General features: G+C 35.5%; 15 protein-coding genes. 11 read left to right on the forward strand and 4 right to left on the reverse strand.

Features of this window, described 5'->3' with window-relative positions; genetic code table 11:
* The first annotated feature begins 409 nt into the window (after positions 1-409).
* Entirely contained in the window at positions 410-934 is a 525-nt protein-coding gene (locus WAK64_RS17055; RefSeq protein ID WP_336588205.1) for a GrpB family protein, read from the forward strand.
* A gap of 90 nt (positions 935-1024) precedes the next feature.
* Positions 1025-1387 carry a cupin gene (locus tag WAK64_RS17060; RefSeq protein ID WP_336588206.1) on the forward strand — a complete coding sequence of 121 codons (363 nt, stop codon included), beginning with the start codon at positions 1025-1027 and terminating at the stop codon, positions 1385-1387.
* Positions 1388-1541: 154 nt separating this feature from the next.
* Here WAK64_RS17060 and hcp read toward each other — a convergent pair whose 3' ends face one another.
* Positions 1542-2828 (reverse strand): hydroxylamine reductase, encoded by a 1287-nt coding sequence (gene hcp / locus WAK64_RS17065; RefSeq protein ID WP_336588294.1) that lies wholly within the window; start codon positions 2826-2828, stop codon positions 1542-1544.
* 227 nt (positions 2829-3055) lie between these two features.
* Between hcp and WAK64_RS17070 the strand changes: the two genes are divergently transcribed.
* The 4 genes from WAK64_RS17070 to WAK64_RS17085 all read left to right on the forward strand — a co-directional run bounded on the left by WAK64_RS17070 (position 3056) and on the right by WAK64_RS17085 (position 7585).
* The gene (locus tag WAK64_RS17070) at positions 3056-3658 is read left to right on the forward strand and encodes a TetR/AcrR family transcriptional regulator (protein ID WP_336588207.1); all 603 of its coding nucleotides are present in this window, start codon (positions 3056-3058) and stop codon (positions 3656-3658) included.
* A gap of 71 nt (positions 3659-3729) precedes the next feature.
* Positions 3730-4992: an MFS transporter gene (locus WAK64_RS17075; RefSeq protein ID WP_336588208.1), complete on the forward strand. Its 1263-nt coding sequence runs from the start codon at positions 3730-3732 to the stop codon at positions 4990-4992.
* A gap of 167 nt (positions 4993-5159) precedes the next feature.
* Complete coding sequence (locus WAK64_RS17080) at positions 5160-6170, forward strand: DUF3231 family protein (protein WP_336588209.1); 1011 nt, start codon at positions 5160-5162, stop codon at positions 6168-6170.
* 617 nt (positions 6171-6787) lie between these two features.
* Positions 6788-7585, forward strand: coding sequence for an aminoglycoside phosphotransferase family protein (locus tag WAK64_RS17085; protein ID WP_336588210.1), 798 nt, complete (start codon positions 6788-6790; stop codon positions 7583-7585).
* A gap of 868 nt (positions 7586-8453) precedes the next feature.
* Here the strand turns inward: WAK64_RS17085 and WAK64_RS17090 are convergent.
* A complete protein-coding gene (locus WAK64_RS17090) occupies positions 8454-9440 on the reverse strand; it encodes a Gfo/Idh/MocA family protein (RefSeq protein WP_336588211.1) in 987 nt (328 codons plus the stop codon).
* A gap of 432 nt (positions 9441-9872) precedes the next feature.
* On the opposite strand from WAK64_RS17090, the gene WAK64_RS17095 reads away from it, so the two are divergent.
* Positions 9873-10259 carry a cupredoxin domain-containing protein gene (locus tag WAK64_RS17095; RefSeq protein WP_336588212.1) on the forward strand — a complete coding sequence of 129 codons (387 nt, stop codon included), beginning with the start codon at positions 9873-9875 and terminating at the stop codon, positions 10257-10259.
* A gap of 495 nt (positions 10260-10754) precedes the next feature.
* Here WAK64_RS17095 and WAK64_RS17100 read toward each other — a convergent pair whose 3' ends face one another.
* Both WAK64_RS17100 and WAK64_RS17105 read right to left on the reverse strand, forming a co-directional pair.
* Positions 10755-11507 (reverse strand): TraR/DksA C4-type zinc finger protein, encoded by a 753-nt coding sequence (locus WAK64_RS17100; RefSeq protein WP_336588213.1) that lies wholly within the window; start codon positions 11505-11507, stop codon positions 10755-10757.
* Between the two features lie 153 nt (positions 11508-11660).
* Positions 11661-12578 (reverse strand): 1,4-dihydroxy-2-naphthoate polyprenyltransferase, encoded by a 918-nt coding sequence (locus tag WAK64_RS17105; protein WP_336588214.1) that lies wholly within the window; start codon positions 12576-12578, stop codon positions 11661-11663.
* 300 nt (positions 12579-12878) lie between these two features.
* On the opposite strand from WAK64_RS17105, the gene WAK64_RS17110 reads away from it, so the two are divergent.
* Genes WAK64_RS17110 through menB form a run of 4 tightly spaced genes read left to right on the forward strand, consistent with a single transcriptional unit; the run spans position 12879 to position 17658 of the window.
* On the forward strand, positions 12879-14279 hold the full coding sequence (locus WAK64_RS17110; protein ID WP_336588215.1) for an isochorismate synthase: 1401 nt from the start codon (positions 12879-12881) through the stop codon (positions 14277-14279).
* Positions 14276-16024, forward strand: coding sequence for a 2-succinyl-5-enolpyruvyl-6-hydroxy-3-cyclohexene-1-carboxylic-acid synthase (menD, locus tag WAK64_RS17115; protein WP_336588216.1), 1749 nt, complete (start codon positions 14276-14278; stop codon positions 16022-16024). Before WAK64_RS17110 ends, menD begins: the two co-directional genes overlap by 4 nt.
* Entirely contained in the window at positions 16000-16839 is an 840-nt protein-coding gene (menH, locus tag WAK64_RS17120; protein WP_336588217.1) for a 2-succinyl-6-hydroxy-2,4-cyclohexadiene-1-carboxylate synthase, read from the forward strand. Before menD ends, menH begins: the two co-directional genes overlap by 25 nt.
* The gene (menB, locus tag WAK64_RS17125; RefSeq protein WP_336588218.1) at positions 16840-17658 is read left to right on the forward strand and encodes a 1,4-dihydroxy-2-naphthoyl-CoA synthase; all 819 of its coding nucleotides are present in this window, start codon (positions 16840-16842) and stop codon (positions 17656-17658) included. It begins immediately after the preceding gene.
* Positions 17659-17663: the final 5 nt, after the last annotated feature.

Genomic DNA, 17663 nt, shown 5'->3' on the forward strand with positions numbered 1-17663 from the left:
CTAGTGATAGGGAAAGCATTTATAAATCCTCCTAGTGTTTGTTTAGTCGCTAACATTATGACCAGGATTTTATAGATGCTTTCCTATTTTTATGGATAAATCACAAAATTTGGTGATGAACCAAAATTTTATTGGTATAGTAAATCTAGTAAGGGAGTGAAAAACGAGAATCCGTCTCCAAGAGCTGAAGCTAAATATATGACTTACTTTACTATTTTAAAATTATAGTCCGTAGTACCAACAAAGGCAAAATTCGGGAGCATTGATGAGTAAAAGTAAAAGAGGTGAACAATATTGTTCACCTCTTTCTATATCTATTATACCAAATTGTTAGCTTCATTTGCAGACTATGATTTTAAGTTTTTGAATATTATGATTATAAAACGACAAATATTATAGGGGAGATAAAATGATAGGTGTCAACAAAGGTGATGTCACATTAGTACCACATTCTAAAAAGTGGGGTAAATTATTTGATAAAGAAAAAAACTTATTATATTCATTGATAGGTAAACATACGATAGAGATTCAACATATTGGTAGTACTGCTATAAGTGGTATTTATGCAAAGCCTATAATTGATATAATGATTGGTGTTCAATCAATAGCTGACATTGAAATGTTTGATCAAAACCTATTAAAAACGCATGGATATTTTCATTTACAGCGAGTTAGAATGAATGGAAAAGTAGTTTTTGCAAAGTTTATGGATTTAGAAAACCTTACTAAAACACATATTTTACACATTGTGGAATATAATGGAGATTGGTGGAATAAACATATTTCTTTTAGAAACTATCTTAGAGAAAATTCTGAAGCAGCAAGAGAATACGAAGAATTAAAACTTTCTTTAGCTTTAAAATATCCTCATGATGAGCGTACATATACGGATAAGAAGAAGCGGTTTGTAGATGAGATACTAAGTAAACAATAATATTTTCTTAGACAATCGTCGAGTCAACATTATAAGAGTGTACTGTACTAGGAAAACCGAACAAAAAGGTATGTACTTTAGGAGGATTAAATGGAAATTTATCAATTTACAAAAGAGACTGGTAAGAAAATTACGAAATTCGATTCAGATTTTATTATGTCACGTATTACCGAGACCCATAAAGCAGCTCATATAGGGTGTATGCACTTAGATAAGAATGGAGTAATTGGATATCACCAAGCAGTTGTACCTCAGTTTCTTTTAATTGTAAACGGAGAAGGTTATGTTAGTGGGGAAACGGCTGAATTTAGTAAAGTTCAATGTGGTGATGCAGTATTTTGGGAGAAAGGTGAATGGCACGAAACGAAAACTGCTACTGGTTTAACGGCCATTGTAATCGAAAGCGAAGAGTTAACCACTTCATTTTTAAAGTCTTCGGAAAAAAACAAGTAAAGTAACAGTTAAGACCAATGGTGAAATCGGAATCATATCTTCCAAATAGGGGGGCTTTCCTATAATAGGAAAGCCCCTTTCTTTATGAATCAAACCGGATGTTTAGAGTAAAAGTATTTTTTTCATGAGTTGACGGGTTAGTGCTAGAAGAAGTTTATGAAAGCATAACGTCTATATCTTCTTCTACGTCTCCTATGAGCTTCAAGTTAAATGTTTCTTGTAATACTTGCATAACTCCAGGTGAGATAAATTCTGGCGGTTTCGGCCCAATACGAATATCCTGTATACCAAGACTGAATAAACCAAGTAGAATGGCTACAGCTTTCTGTTCAAACCAAGAGAGAACAATGCTAACAGGAAGTTCGTTTACCTCACATTCAAATGCATCTGCAAGTGCTAATGCAATCTTGACTGTTGATACCGAGTTATTGCATTGACCTAGATCAATGTAACGTGGGATGTCTGTTCCTGGAACAGTTCCGTAATCAATATCGTTGAAACGGAATTTGCCGCAAGATGTTGTTAAAATGACCGTTTCTGGTGGTAGAGATGTTGCTAATGAACGATAATATTCTCCACCTTTTCCAGGAGCGTCACAGCCTGCAATGACAAAGAATCGTTTAATTTTACCCTCTTTTACCGCTTGAATGATTTCTGGAGCTAGACCGATTACGGTTTGATGATGAAAGCCCGTCATTAATGTTTCATCAGATTCAATATTTTCTTCCGGAAGCTCCAATGCTCGATTAATTAATGGAGTAAAATCATCATTTTCAATTTTTTGTACGTTTTCTAAGCCTGCGACTTCATAGGAGAACATTCTGTCTGCATAGGTTCCTTTAATTGGCATTACACAGTTTGTAGTAGCTAATATGGCGCCTGAGAACTTTTCAAATAAACGTCGCTGATCATACCAAGCTTTTCCGATATTTCCTTTTAGATGTGGATACTTTTTTAGCTTTGGATATCCATGTGCCGGTAGCATCTCAGAGTGAGTATATATATTGATTCCTTTTCCTTCAGTTTGCTTTAACAATAGTTCTAGAGCAAACAAATTGTGTCCAGTTACAACAATCGATCTTCCTTCAATTTTATTTTGTGATATTTTAATTGGTTCAGGAATACCTAACCGATCTAAATGAGCTTTGTCTAATAGCTCCATCACACGAATAGCTGCTTTTCCTACCTTCATTGCCATATCAATATGTTCCTGTACATTAAAATTGGAATTTGTAAGCGTCAAATATAATGCTTCATGAGTTGTGGCATCAACGAATGGATCAGTATACCCTAATTGATTGGCATGTGTTCGATAGGCAGCAATCCCTTTTAAGCCAAAAATAATTGTATCTTGTAAGCTAGCGATGGTTTCATCTTTTCCACAAACACCTATTATTTTGCAGCCCCCTTTTGGAGTTTGCTCACATTGATAACAAAACATCATTATTCCCCCTTTTTACCTTTGAGTCTTATTGTTCTCAGAATAATCCAGTTTTGGAAGAAAGGCTGTGAAATTTATCACACCAAAATTAAATAAACAAAATAAAAAGAAGCTAGCTGATCAATACATAGAATTTGAAATGCTTCATTAATTTCGTTTACTTCCTTTAACAAATAGTATATAATAACGATTGATTAATTAATCATTTGTGAGAAGGAGTTGTTTTTTTGCCATTATCAGATAAACAAATAAAAATGATGGAACAAAAGCGTGAAAAAATCCTGCAGCAAGCAATCATCTTATTTGCTGAACAAGGCTACGAAAGTACAACAATCGCAAAGGTAGCAAAAGCATCAGGAGTAAGCTTTGGAAGTGTTTTTACGTATTTCGAAAACAAAGACCAGCTTTTTTTTCATGCGGTTACAGAGCCTTTAGAGAAAGTATATAAATCGGAGCTTTTAGATTTTGACCCTGATGCTGAGGATTCCTTGAATGAAATTAAGCGTATGATAGACAAACATATCCATATATTCACTGAAATGCATACGTATTTACAATTAGTTGTTCAAGTGATTGGACAGCATACTAAATTTCCAGAGCCCTTTAAAGTACTTGATGAATTTAGTGCAGAGTTTACTCAAAAAATTAATCAGGCCATCCAAAATGGTCAAAAACATGGAGTACTTGAGGATTCTGATCCTGTCATAACGGCAGAAGCTTACATGAGTTTTTTATTAGGAATGAGATTAACATTTACTGATTTTGCAATGTCAGGTTTATGGGACCAGCTTAAAATTCCAGCTCTTCGTTTATTAAATCCGAAACATTAATTTAGACGTTTCGGGTTAAATTTTTACATATAATTGATTGATTAATCAATCGTAATTAAGGAGGACATTATATGAATTTTTTTTCATTTCACCCCAATATCCAATTACGTCTAGCCCTTCAGTTTTTCACAACATTTGCCACCTCAGCGGTTGTTCCATATTTAGTTATTTTCTTCTCAACTCAGGTAGGGGCGGTTGTAACAGGACTGATGTATATCGGTGTTATACTATCCGGCATAGCTGGTGCTTTGATAGGTGGGAGAAGAACGGATCGTGTAGGAAGGAAAAGGACAATCTTGTTATGCGAAGGAATGATTAGTACGGGTTACTTTGTCGCAGGAATTAGTAATCTTATAGTCTCTTTATCTCCTTACGCAAACTTTCTGATCTTTATCGTCATATTATTTTTTACTGGAATGGTTGGTCCAGCATATGCTGCAGTTATTATTGATGCAAGTTCGAAAGAAAACAGAAAAGCGGTATATACGTTTTCGTATTGGCTTAGTAATTTGGGCATGGCTGCTGGAGGGTTAATGGGAGCTGTTCTTTTTAAAAACTATTCCTATGAGCTTTTTATTGGCATTTCAATTGTCGTTTTTGTTTCTTGGATTGTAACGAAATTTTTGCTTGAGGATACTTATCAAAGTTCAACGAAAGCTTCGTCGAGTGCTCCAAGTGAAAAATCAGGAATTCAACAGTATAAAGAAATTTTAACGAATAAACGATTTGTATTATTTACTGTAGCAGGGTTGTTCCTACTTTCCTTAGAAGAGAGTTTGACAACCTATATAGGAATTAAGCTCGATGAAGAGATACCAAACTCAATTCCATTGCTGCCTTTTAGTCAATTTTTTGAAGTGGATGGTTTTCAATTAATCGGTTTGCTTAAAGCAGAAAACACAATTTTAGTGGTAACGATTAGCCTAGTAGTTGCAAGCTTGCTAAAACGGTATCAAGATAACTTATTAATGCTTGCCGGAAGTTTTTGTTATGGGCTTGGCTATATTGTTATTAGTTATAGTAGTGTTCCGTTAGTCCTAATTATTGCTATGTTTATCGCTACTGTTGGAGAGGTGGCACATATCCCTGCAAAACAAGCCTATGTCGCCTCCCTAGTTCCGGACGATGCACGAGGTACTTATATGGCTGTTTATGGGTTATCATTTCAGTTTTCTGGAATCGTTGCTGCTATGTTTGTAATGGCTAGTGCTGTGCTTCCAGCTGGAGTCATTACATCAATCTTTATCATGATGGTCTTAACTAGCTTGATTATCTATTTTGTTCTATTTCAGTTGGAACAAGAAAAAACAAAACAAGTTAAAACGATAGCATAAAAATTGTCAGATAAATGCAATTATAAGGAGTTTCTTCTAGCTTCCTTCATAAGCTGTTCTACCTCTAATTTCTCAAGGATAGAATTATTTCACTAAAGTACCCTTTAGTAATAAAACGTTATTTTGTAGGGAAAGTTAAGAAAATAATTGATTTAGGAGGCTTGTTAGTGAGTAATTCAATTCGGCAACCAATTACCTCTTCAGAATTAGGGAACTTATGGATGACATATCAAGATAAAACCATGCTTATGAGATTTCTTGAATACTTTCTAGAAAATGCAGAAAATGAGCCATCACGAAAGATATTGCAATCTTATTACGATCGGTCTATTGAAAATGTTGAGTTTGTCAAAAAGATTTTTAAAGCGGAGGGAGCGGTAATTCCGGAAGGATTTTCTGTTAACGATGTTAATAAAGGAGCTCCGAAGCTATTTGATAGTACGTATGATGTCATGTATTTGCACATGATGACTAAAATAGGAATCGGTCTTTACGCACTCTATTCGACCATGTCTTACCGTCAAGATATTCGACAGTTCTTCAAACAATTAACATCTGAAGCACAAGAGGCATACGACCAAGCGACAAACTTCCTATTAGAAACAGGCGTCCTTTCTCGTCCTCCATTTGTGTCGATGCCAAAAGAAGTAACATTTGTACATGATAAACAGTATTTAGATGGGATGAATTGGTTTAGTAGTGATCGATCTTTAAACACTATTGAGATTTCTCTCATTTATCATGCAATCGAGACAAATCTTACAGGGATGCAATTAATGATAGGGTTTGCACAAGTAGCACAGGCTCAAGATGTCCGAAAGCATTTTATTAAAGGAATGGATCTTTCAAAGAAAATAGAAACATCATTAGGCGAATTTTTACGACAAGATTATATTGAGCCCCCAGCAACATACGCGGGGAAAGCCTCTAATTCAACCATCCCCCCATTTTCCGATAAGCTGATGATGTATAATACCAGCTTATTAACTACTTTTGGCCTTGGAAGTAATGCCCTTGGTGGTGCCTTTAGTCTAAGGAGTGATTTACCTACTAAGATGACTTTATTAGCGAAAAATATATATGATTTTGCAAAGCAAGGTGGAAAAATTATGATCAAACATGGCTGGATGGAAAAACCACCTCAAATTGAGGATCGAAAAGAACTAACGGGAAAATAGAGGGATGGGAAAGCATCCAATTTTATTGATAAGGAAATTAGAACGCTTTCATTTCATTTGAGAGCGTTTTTATTTTTTAGGAAAAAAATAGGGATAAATATTTTATAGATAGGTAACTCAAATAACGAGAGAAGAGGTTAAAGTAGATTTGAAATAAGTCACGATGTTTTGAATAATGTTTCTAGCTTAGGGAGTAAACTTTTGAACAATGTAGTTGAAATTGTAAAAGAACAAGGTTAAAATTCCCGAGAATGATGATTAGTTTGACAATCATTTCTCCAGAGGTAAAAATGTATTTTAATGTTATTTATCTTTTCTATTCTTCTTTTTATAGTTAGTAATATATGGTAGGGTAATGGTGGAGACGTAAAGAAAGGGGAATCTAGATTACGTATGTGGAATAACCTTGAAGTGATTATGTAATTGGATAGAGACAATTGCGGTCTTCTTTTACAGGATTTCTTTATTTGTCTTCTTATAAATCATTTAAGGGACACATGGTGTGGACAATCAATTCCTATATCCAAGTAGATACCTTTCGAGTATCTGCTTATATTCTGGGGAAATTTACATCTCTATTGACCTAATTATAGTGTCCCCAATAGGGGGATTTTTTTATGAAGCATCAATACGAAAACGAGGAAATGCTATCAGGTGGAAATGTGTCGAAGGTATATCGTGCGGGAAATACGGTTCGACGAGAGGTAAAGGCTGATAGCAAAAAAATTCATCAGCTTTTAAAGCATTTAGAACACAAAGGATTTAGCTATGCACCCAAATTTCTTGGAATAGATAACAAAGGTAGAGAGGTACTGTCATTTATCGAAGGTGAAGCTGGCAATTATCCTCTAAGAAGATACATGTGGTCTAATGAGGCTTTAATTGAAATAGCTAAGATATTACGTAGTTATCATGAAGCCGTGATTGACTTTCCTATAACAGATCAATGGAAACCCATAGATAACACGCCAAATCATTTTGAGGTTGTATGCCACAATGATTTTGCTATTTACAATATTATCTTTAATTATGAAAAACCTGTAGGTATTATTGATTTTGACCTTGCTGGTCCTGGTCCAAGGCTTTGGGATATAGCTTATACTCTTTACACTTGTATTCCTCTAAGTAGACTTTATCATACTGAAACAGGCGAGCCTGTTCATTATAATTCATCAAATGATGCCAATCGTATAAAGCAGAGAGTGAAGTTGTTTTTTGATTCTTATGGTATGGAAGGCATTGAAGAAAACTATCTGAAGATGGTATTGGACCGATTAGAAGGGTTATGTATGACCATGAAAAGAGAAGCAAGTGAAGGTGATATAGCTTTTCAGAAAATGATAGATGAAGGACATTATGAACATTATCAGAATGAAATAAAATTTATACTTAAACATGGAGAAGAGTGGGTTTAAGAGTTACGAAGTGTTTCTTTATTAGCAGGGGTGCTCGTCCACTAACAATTTTACTCGCCTCTAAAAGTTTATTGACTAAAGAGCGCGATGATCTAACTTCGCGCTTTTATTTTATTTAAAAGAGGTCTAAATATCTATTCATTGAATCCGGGCGGAAAGGTTTGCGAAAAAGGTCTACTACATTAAGAACGAAATATTTCTGAAGGTTTAAAGGGTGAATAATTTATTGGGCTGACTTTCATTGCATGATTGTTAATAGCTGACCATTTTCTTCAAATTGAGTTGAAACTTTTAAAAAAAGAAAAACGTAAATTACTATTAGAAAAAATTAGTATGTTATAAGGTAAAATTGAACGAAGTTGGTGATATAATGAAAGGATTAATATCGAATATGTTATTTCTTGCTTTAGGAGCAGTCCTTATGACCATTGTTATGGTTTTTGAAATCAACGGTATAGTGGGATTTTTATTGGCGACGTTGGGTATATTTTTTGTCATTGTAGGTGTTACATTAAAATTTATAATCAAAAATTTATTTGAATTCTTGTGAATTTCTTAAACTAATATGTTAGTTAATGGTATTTCAATATTTCGCACAGTGGTATTATACAATTTATCTAGAATTCAAGTCTGTGTTAATTGGCGCAATAACTGAAAATCAGCTACTTGATCTAGCAATTCTCTTATGAAGATCACTTGTATAGTTACATTTTTTTTATCTTCAACGATTGGGTTAGTTAAACCTAGGATTATGTTAAAAGCAAGGTGACTTGCCCAGGAACGACTATCATAAGCTCAGTCACGGACTTATGATAACGTTCCTAGGAGCCACTATATGAGGGTACCCCTGCATTTCTTAGACTGAGACTCAACGATTGTCTGCTGGAAAAACAAGTCCAATTTGTTCTCTTGCTTCTTGCATAATGGAAGCTGTTATTCGTGAATTTTCATGTGAGTTCACAGAAGACTCTATTTTGCCTTCTCCTAACAATTGAATAAACTCTTCTACCTCGTAATACATCTCAGGTTTGTCTTGAATAATTTCAATTGCTTCTACTGATCCATCTCTGTAGCGAATCTCTGCTTTACTAGGAGAAGATACGCTATCAAATATAATCGTTCCGTCCTCTCCTTGTATTTCTGCATCATGATAGGAATTGGAAATTTTGGAATGAAGAATGACTGCTTCCATCCCTTCATATTGAAATAGCAAGCTTCCCTCGCCATCAACTCCTGACTCTAACATATAGGCATTAGCCTTCAGGTTCTCAGGTTGACCAAATAAAACAACTGTTGGATAAATACCATATACCCCAAGATCCATTAATGACCCATTAGAAAAATTTGGATTAAATGCATTTAAAATATTTCCATTTCTATAAGCGTCATACCTTGATGAGTAACTAGAATACGTCGCATAGAAACGACGAACATTACCAATTTTATGTATGTTTTCTTTTATCGCTTGAAAACCAGGCATGAACGTAGATTTTAATGCTTCCATTAATAAAACGTTATTTTTTTTTGCTACCTCTATCATTTCATCCACTTCTGCTAAATTCGAGGCAAACGGCTTTTCACATAATACATGCTTTCCTTTATTCATAAAAGTAATCGCTTGCTGTGCGTGTAAGGAATTAGGACTTGCTATATAAATGGTATCGATGTTCTCACTACTTGCCATTTCTTCTAAATCAGTAAAAATTTGATCTGCATCGTGTTTCTGTGAAAACTCTTTCGCTTGATCTTCCGACCTTGAATAAACAGCTGTTAAAGAGAATTCTGGGTGCTGTTTTGCTGCATTAATAAATCTGTCTACAATAAAATTTGTTCCGATTGTTCCAAATCTAATCATATTTATAACCTCCAATTTTTTAAACCTTACATGTTTCGATATAGAATGTCAAATCATACATGCTCTGTCTTTTTTCTGTCCTCTTCAAATAATCAAAATGGTTTCTATTTGGGTGAAGTATTACACAATTTGATATAAAAAAGACTCAATATTTTCTACATGTTCTGAAGACTTGAATTCAATATAAGTGAAATAAGTATGTTGGTAGTGAGTAATATTTCTTGAAATTATTGAAGGTTGTAATAACGCTTTGAAATTTATGCTCAATATTTCACAAAAATGACATTTTAATTTCCTACCATTCATTCTTTTACACAGTATAATTAAATTACGTTTTATTTGTGATTATTTTCACAAATGCGATTAATATATTACAACTAACATCAAAGTTAATAGTGTTAATTGTAAAATTCTCATTGGAGGGTTTTAATAATGAAAAGATATCTAGCTACTATGGCATCATTAATGATATTGATTTTAGTTTTATCAGCATGTGGGACAACAAGTGATGAAGGTTCTGCTTCTTCAGACCAAGAAAAGAGTCAACAATTAACTGTAATTGGTTCGAATTGGGAATTTGATCAAGAAACATATACAATTCCTGCGAATGTGGATGTAACATTTAATTATAAAGATGATGAAGGTGTTCATGGGGTCAAATTAAGACCATATGACGATAAGGATAACATCATTGCAGAAGTAATGGATGGAGAAAGTGCTACTATTAACTTAGAACCAGGGACGTATGAAATCCGTTGTTTAACATTTTGTGGTGATGGAGGTCACAAAGAAATGAGATCTAAATTAGTTGTAGAATAATTGAACACTAATATTTAGTCTTTGATTTTTTGTTATTAAAGAAGGTATATATTTAAATAGCAATATCATTTAGATTACTTCACCAAACAGACGCATTTCTAGAATAAGAGAACGAAATAGATTAGTCGCACAATAGCTGAAAATCGGTAAAATATACTCCAGCTTTCACTATATACTGTTAAAGGGGAGGTATATTTAATAAGAAACAAGCTATCTTGACTTCCGTTATTGCTAATTATAATAACTTTTTATATAAAAATACATTTTACCTTCAGAAGAAGTCATTTTGATTAATCTTTTCATAACTGTATTCTAATCAAACAGTTAAAGTTAAATCACCACTTTATTCAGAAGTGGTGATTTTTTTCTTCAGCCTACAATCAATTAATTGCGTATTTTCCAAATTAGTTCATTCGTATAAAGTTATACTTTTATGTCTAGAAAAAAATCTTTTCTAACCTGTGAGGTACGACCATCTTTTTCAGTAAATCCACTTCAATGATCATCGTCAATATAGCTGTCTTTACGGTGATAGGGGATGTCACCTATAGATGATTCAATTCCTTCATCATCTAACATTTGTTCATATTGCGAGTGTTTTTTTGAAGGAAAAACGGATAGGTCCTCCCCTTTAATATTCGTTGCCGTAAAGGTTTCGTAATTCTCGGTGAAGCCTTCCCTATCAAGGTCACCTGTTTGGTATATTTCATCATAATCTTCGTAGTCTCCTGTAAAATCTGCAGGCGTTTCAGAAGTTCCGAACCGAGCAACTTCCTGGAAACTATCTTGATAATCACGAGTTTCATTTTGTCTTCGCTTCATAAAACTATTGTTGTGAGGAGGTTCTAACACTTGTTCTTCAACAGGACGATCACCAGCAATTGACTGCTCTTTACTATGCTCTTTGCAGTACAAAGTGGTTGGGAGTACCTGAAGCCTGTCAAATGGAATTTCTGTATGACAAGTGAGGCACTTTCCATATGTTCCATTTTCAATTGCTTCTAATGCGTGCTCCACTTTCGTTAGTTCAACTTCGGCATGATTATTTAAGGCAAAGTCCTTTTCCCTCTCGTATAATTCAGTACCCATATCTGCAGGATGGTTATCATAAAGTGAAAGTTCTCCAACGTTGTCCCTTTCATTGTTTTCTTTCATATTAGTAGCATCACGTTGTAGATGGTGTTGCAGATTTTCCTTTTGTTTTAGTAGTTCCTGCTTCAATAAGTGTAATTGTTGCTCAGTTAACATGTTTTCACTTCCTTATATAGGACGTTGTAAATTAGTATTTACTTTTAATGTGTAATTTACTATAGGATTTTCCGTAATTCTTCTCTCTTTTCCAGTTATATTTATCAATGAAAAAAGACGAGCAGTTCTGCTCGCCTCATGTATAAGGATAAATTATTGACTCATGTAACTTATAAATAATCCAATTGAAAGTAAGAAGCCAAAAATAGTGTTAGTTTGTGCCGTTGCCTTCATTGCTGGCATCATTTGAATGGGAATTGTTTTTCCAATAAACCCTTTTGTTGCGGCAATTGCTTTAGGAGCACTAAAGAATACAATAAGTGCCCAAGGGGATAGAAGCTGAAAAATGACTAGTAAAGCTACCCAACCATAGGAAACAATAAACATACATGCTAAAAGAAAAATAGCTCTTTCTCTTCCTAATAAGATGGCGATCGTCTTTCGACCATTCTCTTTGTCGCCGTCTAAGTCACGAATGTTATTGGCTAATAAAATAGCTCCTACAAGTATAGCAATCGGGACGGAGATTGCCCAACTTAATGCATTTATGAATCCTGTTTGTATATAAAATGAAAGTAAGATAATGACAACACCCATAAAAAATCCAGCAGTAATTTCCCCGAAAGGAGTATAAGCAATCGGTATTGGACCACCGGTATAAAAATATCCTGCTGCCATACAAATTAATCCAACGACAGCAATCCACCAAGTGGTTTGATAACAAATATACAAACCAAATAATAAAGCAATACCAAACAATATGAACCCAAGGTACTTAACGGTTTTTGGTTTTACTCCATTTCGTACAATGGCACCGCCAATACCAACTGAATTTTCATGATCTAACCCGCGTTTATAATCATAATATTCGTTAAACATATTTGTGGCTGCCTGTATTAAGAGGCTTGCAATTAACATTGAGAAAAATAATCCCCAATGTAACGATGAGTATTTCAAAGATAATGCGGTTCCTAATGCAACTGGAACAAATGCAGCAGTTAATGTATGTGGTCTTGTTAACTTCCACCATATACGCCAGCCTTGTTCTGATTGAATGTTCGTTAATTCCATATATAGTCTCTCCCTTTAACGTCAATTAAAAAGTAAAAAGGGCATAGTAAATATACACTTACTTTACAGACTTAAGTGTAGGAAAAGGGGGAGAAAGTGTCAATGATTTTTCACAATTTCTCGAAGGATATTTTCCCTTTTTCATCTCTGAACCCGTTTTCATTCAAACAAAAATGGGTTTAGTATATAATAAGGATAATAATAGATAAAAGGTAGGTAGTACATTGACACCATATAGTCACAGGTGTATCTTTAAATAGGTTTTAGGACGCAGCATTCGGTTTGTTTGGGGGGATTTACTTGACGACTGTCCAAAAATCAAATATACATTCTTTATTTGAACAAGCAGTAATGAAAGCACAACAACTTAACCGACCAATTTTACTCAGCTATGTACAAAAGCTACAATATGCTGATCCCCTTTCCTTTTACCATACAGGTAATAAAGTATTTAAGGGAGAGAGGTTCTTCTTTAAGGATCCAAATAGTTCAATCTATTTAGTCGGGTTAGGTAGTGCAAGTAGTTTAATGAGTGGCGAAAAAGACGAACGGTTTTATGATATAGAGGAACAATGGAATGTGATTATGGAAGAAGCTGTATCCTTTAATCCATATGAAGTAAGAGGAACAGGACCCTTGATTTTTGGTGGGTTTACGTTTGATCCGCTAAAAGAACAAGAACAAGAATGGGCACAGTTTTCACAAGCCGTTTTTCAGTTGCCAACATTCTTATTAACAGAACATCACGGCGAAAAGTACTTGACCATCAATATGATCTGCACAGGTCATGAGAGTGAGGGGAGTATTGTTCGTCTTCAAGAACAGGTAAAATTACTACTCGATGATTCGAATTTTTCTATAGTAGCTCCATTATTATCTAAATCTGAAGAAATCCGTCCGAACGAATGGAAGAAATCCTTAGCGGATGTTGTTACTCGTCTGCAACAGAAAGAAATGGAAAAAGTAGTATTAGCACGTAAAATGCGCCTAGTCTTTAAAGAGGAAGTTTCTTCAGACTTCTGTTTAGACCAATTATATAAAGAACAAAAAGAGAGCTTTGTGTTTAGCTTAGAAGTAATGAATAGTTGTTTTATAGGGGCTAGCCCAGAACGGTTAGTAAAGAAAAAGGATGCAATGATTTATTCGACATGTTTAGCAGGATCCATTGGACGGGGAAAAACGAAAGAAGAGGATGATTCTCTTGGAGAAGAGTTACTCCTTGATGAAAAAAATCGCCATGAGCATCAGCTTGTCGTAGAAATGATTGAACAATCGATGGAAGCTTATTGCCATAACGTTCAAGTTCCGGCATATCCTTCATTGTTAAAAATGAGAGATATTCAGCACTTATACACACCTGTTATCGGAAAAGATGAAAAGAATACCTCTCTTTTTCAACTGTTGAAAACCTTCCACCCCACACCAGCTCTTGGTGGTGTACCACGCAGTAAAGCATTGAAAGTAATACGAGAGGCTGAGGAAATGGATCGCGGATTTTATGCAGCTCCTATCGGGTGGGTAGATGCGCAAGGTAATGGTGAGTTTACAGTAGCAATTCGATCGGGTCTCTTATATAAAAATGAAGCCTATTTATATTCAGGCTGTGGTGTAGTAGCTGATTCTACACCAGAGAGTGAATATGAGGAAACGAGTATAAAATTCCGTCCCATGTTACGTGCAGTAGGAGGAAATGTTCAATGACAAATCATCCAGATACGTTAACAGCATTTACGGCTGGAATGGTGCAACAATTATATCAATCTGGAGTAGAGAATGTAGTAATAAGCCCGGGTTCTAGATCGACACCTTTGGCATTAATGTTTGCAGAACATCCCAATATTGATATGCACATCAATATTGATGAACGATCAGCAGCATTTTTTGCTTTAGGGATGGCGAAGGCAGCCAATAAGCCAGTCGCCTTGCTTTGTACTTCTGGTACTGCAGCAGCTAATTATTATCCCGCAATTATTGAAGCAAAATACAGTAGAATCCCATTGATTGTTATTACTGCTGACCGTCCTCATGAATTGAGAGAAGTTGGAGCTCCACAAGCAATTGATCAAATTCAGTTATACGGAAATCACGTAAAATGGTTCGTGGATTTACCTATACCAGAAAACGATGATTCCGTTATACGTTTTGTCCAATCGTCCATGAAAAGGGGAGTCATGACGGCATTAGAATCGCCAGCGGGACCTGTTCATTTTAATGTTCCGTTTAGGGAGCCATTGATCCCAGATTTAGTGAAGGCCCATTCTTATTTCCAGTCTACTGTACAAGATTTTGAAATAGGAACAAAAAGATTATCATCACATTCGTTGGAGGAACTTGCTCACCAATTAGATGATAAAGAAAAAGGGTTGATTATTTGTGGACCAATGGAAAATGGCGATCACGTTAAAGCCATTTTAAACTTGGCTAAGAAACTTCAATTCCCTATTTTAGCTGATCCGCTTTCTTATATGAGAAGTGGTTTACATAATGAAGTGATTGAGTGCTATGATTCATTTTTAAAAGTGCAAGACTTTCAGCAAAAATTTAAGCCTGATTGCTTGATTCGCTTCGGGGCGATGCCTGTATCTAAAACCCTAACACAATATATCCAACAGCATGAGGAGATTCCTCATTGGATTATTGATCCAGGAAGGGGATGGAGAGATCCGATTAGTCGTGGAACTCATACACTTTATGTGGATGAATCAAGTTTTTGTATTGATATAATGAACTTCCTACAGAAGCGAACATCGTCAAAATGGCTAATAAATTGGAAAAAAGCTAATGAAAAAGTAAAGCTAGTCCTAGAAAATGAAAATAAACTACTTTCCCATACAACAATAAATGAAGTGAATCTTTTCTCTACATTAAAAACCTCTCTACCACCATCATCTACCATTTTAGTGGGGAATAGTATGCCTATTCGAGATATGGATACATTTTTTCACCAGTCTGATCATCAGATGACCGTGATGGCTAATCGAGGGGCTAATGGAATTGATGGAGTGGTTTCTACAGCATTAGGTATTAGCGCACTAAAGAGAGATACGTTTCTCCTTATCGGGGATATTTCTTTTTTTCATGACTTAAATGGACTATTAGCTGCTAAAATGTACAAATTAAATTTAACGATCATTGTTATCAATAATAATGGAGGAGGTATTTTCTCTTACCTTCCTCAGTCTAAACACCCCACTCATTTTGAAGAATTATTTGGCACACCTACTGATATTGATTTTCAAAGCATTGTGGAAGAATACGGTGGGAAATTCGAGCGTGTACGTACATGGGCGGATTGGTTGACAAGTATAGATGATGCACAGGAGCATCGAGGATTAGCAGTTATTGAAGTTGTTACGAACAGACAAGAGAGCGTAGATATTCACCGTTCCTTCTTCGACGCCGTTTCCCAGGAAATACGAAATTGGTTGGAAACAGAAGAATCATGAAGATTATTGTCAATAATACAGAATATACTATTAAGATGACAGGTAAAGGGGAGCCTATCGTTTTTCTACACGGCTTTACCGGTGATCATTCAACGTGGGGTGAGATTATTCCATTCTTGAGTAACTCTTTTCAATGCATCACGATTGATTTATTAGGACACGGTCAAACGACTACGTTAAGCCAACCTGATGATTATACGATGGAAAAAAGTGCGAGTGACATTGTACTCATTTTGAAGAAACTAAACATTGATAAAGCTCATCTTATTGGCTATTCCATGGGTGGCAGGTTAGCCCTTGGCTTTACCATTCTCCATCCTTCTTTAGTGAAAACGTTAATACTCGAAAGTGCTTCACCAGGGTTAAAGCTGGTTAAAGAAAGGGAAAAGAGACGAGAGGCGGATGCTGCTCTAGCAAGGAGAATTAAACAGGAAGGGGTAGCAGCTTTTGTTGATTACTGGGAAAACATCCCCCTATTTCGAACCCAAAAAAGGTTGCCAACACATATGCAAGAAAGAATTCGAAAGCAACGGTTGAAGAATAGTGAGAAAGGATTAATCAATAGTTTATTAGGTATGGGAACTGGTCAACAGCCTTCTTATTGGGAAAAGCTTCATGAGGTTCAATGTGGTGTACTTTTACTAACGGGAAGTTTAGATGAAAAATTTAATTGTATTGCATTGGAAATGGAAAAGATTCTGCCTAATGTTCAATACATTCAAGTTGAAAATGCAGGTCATGCAATTCATGTGGAACAATCGAAAAAATTTGGTACAATAGTAAAGGAGTTTTTATTACATAAGGGGGGTTCTTAAATGGCCTTTGAATGGGTAAATGAAAGACAGTATGAAGATATTTTATATGAAACATTAAATGGAATTGCTAAAATTACCATTAATCGACCTGAGGTGAGAAACGCCTTTCGTCCGAAAACGGTTACAGAGCTAATTGATGCTTTTGCTTTTGCTCGTGACGATTCGAATATTGGAGTAATCGTTTTAGCAGGTGCTGGAGACGATGCGTTCTGTTCTGGTGGAGATCAAAAAGTGCGTGGTCATGGTGGCTATGTTGGAGATGATCATATCCCTCGGTTGAATGTACTCGACCTTCAACGATTAATTCGTGTTATACCAAAACCTGTTATTGCAATGGTGTCAGGTTATGCCATTGGTGGTGGACATGTTCTGCACGTTGTTTGTGACTTAACGATTGCAGCAGATAACGCTATTTTTGGTCAAACAGGTCCGAAAGTAGGAAGCTTTGACGCGGGCTATGGTGCAGGATATTTAGCTCGTATTGTTGGACATAAGAAAGCCCGTGAAATTTGGTACCTATGTCGCCAATATAATGCTGAAGAAGCATTAGATATGGGGTTAGTAAATACAGTCGTTCCATTAGAACAACTGGAGGCTGAAACAGTCCAGTGGTGCGAAGAAATGTTAGAGAAGAGTCCTACTGCACTTCGATTCTTAAAAGCATCTTTGAATGCTGATACGGATGGTTTAGCGGGACTTCAACAAATGGGTGGAGACGCAACGTTGCTGTATTACACAACTGAAGAGGCAAAAGAAGGTAGAGATGCTTTCAAGGAAAAGCGTAAACCGGACTTTGGTCAATTCCCTCGTTTTCCTTAATAAAC

Origin of the sequence: Bacillus spongiae (genome assembly GCF_037120725.1) — a bacterium.
Classification (GTDB): domain Bacteria; phylum Bacillota; class Bacilli; order Bacillales; family Bacillaceae_K; genus Bacillus_CI; species Bacillus_CI spongiae.

What these genes read in the sequence shown, in the direction of transcription:
- menD (WP_336588216.1), top strand. Translation starts at nt 14,276, where the DNA reads ATGACAAATCATCCAGATACGTTAACAGCATTTACGGCTGGAATGGTG.
- WAK64_RS17075 (WP_336588208.1), top strand. Translation starts at nt 3,730, where the DNA reads ATGAATTTTTTTTCATTTCACCCCAATATCCAATTACGTCTAGCCCTT.
- WAK64_RS17105 (WP_336588214.1), bottom strand. Translation starts at nt 12,578, where the DNA reads ATGGAATTAACGAACATTCAATCAGAACAAGGCTGGCGTATATGGTGG.
- WAK64_RS17095 (WP_336588212.1), top strand. Translation starts at nt 9,873, where the DNA reads ATGAAAAGATATCTAGCTACTATGGCATCATTAATGATATTGATTTTA.
- menB (WP_336588218.1), top strand. Translation starts at nt 16,840, where the DNA reads ATGGCCTTTGAATGGGTAAATGAAAGACAGTATGAAGATATTTTATAT.
- WAK64_RS17085 (WP_336588210.1), top strand. Translation starts at nt 6,788, where the DNA reads ATGAAGCATCAATACGAAAACGAGGAAATGCTATCAGGTGGAAATGTG.
- WAK64_RS17100 (WP_336588213.1), bottom strand. Translation starts at nt 11,507, where the DNA reads ATGTTAACTGAGCAACAATTACACTTATTGAAGCAGGAACTACTAAAA.
- WAK64_RS17060 (WP_336588206.1), top strand. Translation starts at nt 1,025, where the DNA reads ATGGAAATTTATCAATTTACAAAAGAGACTGGTAAGAAAATTACGAAA.
- WAK64_RS17055 (WP_336588205.1), top strand. Translation starts at nt 410, where the DNA reads ATGATAGGTGTCAACAAAGGTGATGTCACATTAGTACCACATTCTAAA.
- hcp (WP_336588294.1), bottom strand. Translation starts at nt 2,828, where the DNA reads ATGTTTTGTTATCAATGTGAGCAAACTCCAAAAGGGGGCTGCAAAATA.
- WAK64_RS17090 (WP_336588211.1), bottom strand. Translation starts at nt 9,440, where the DNA reads ATGATTAGATTTGGAACAATCGGAACAAATTTTATTGTAGACAGATTT.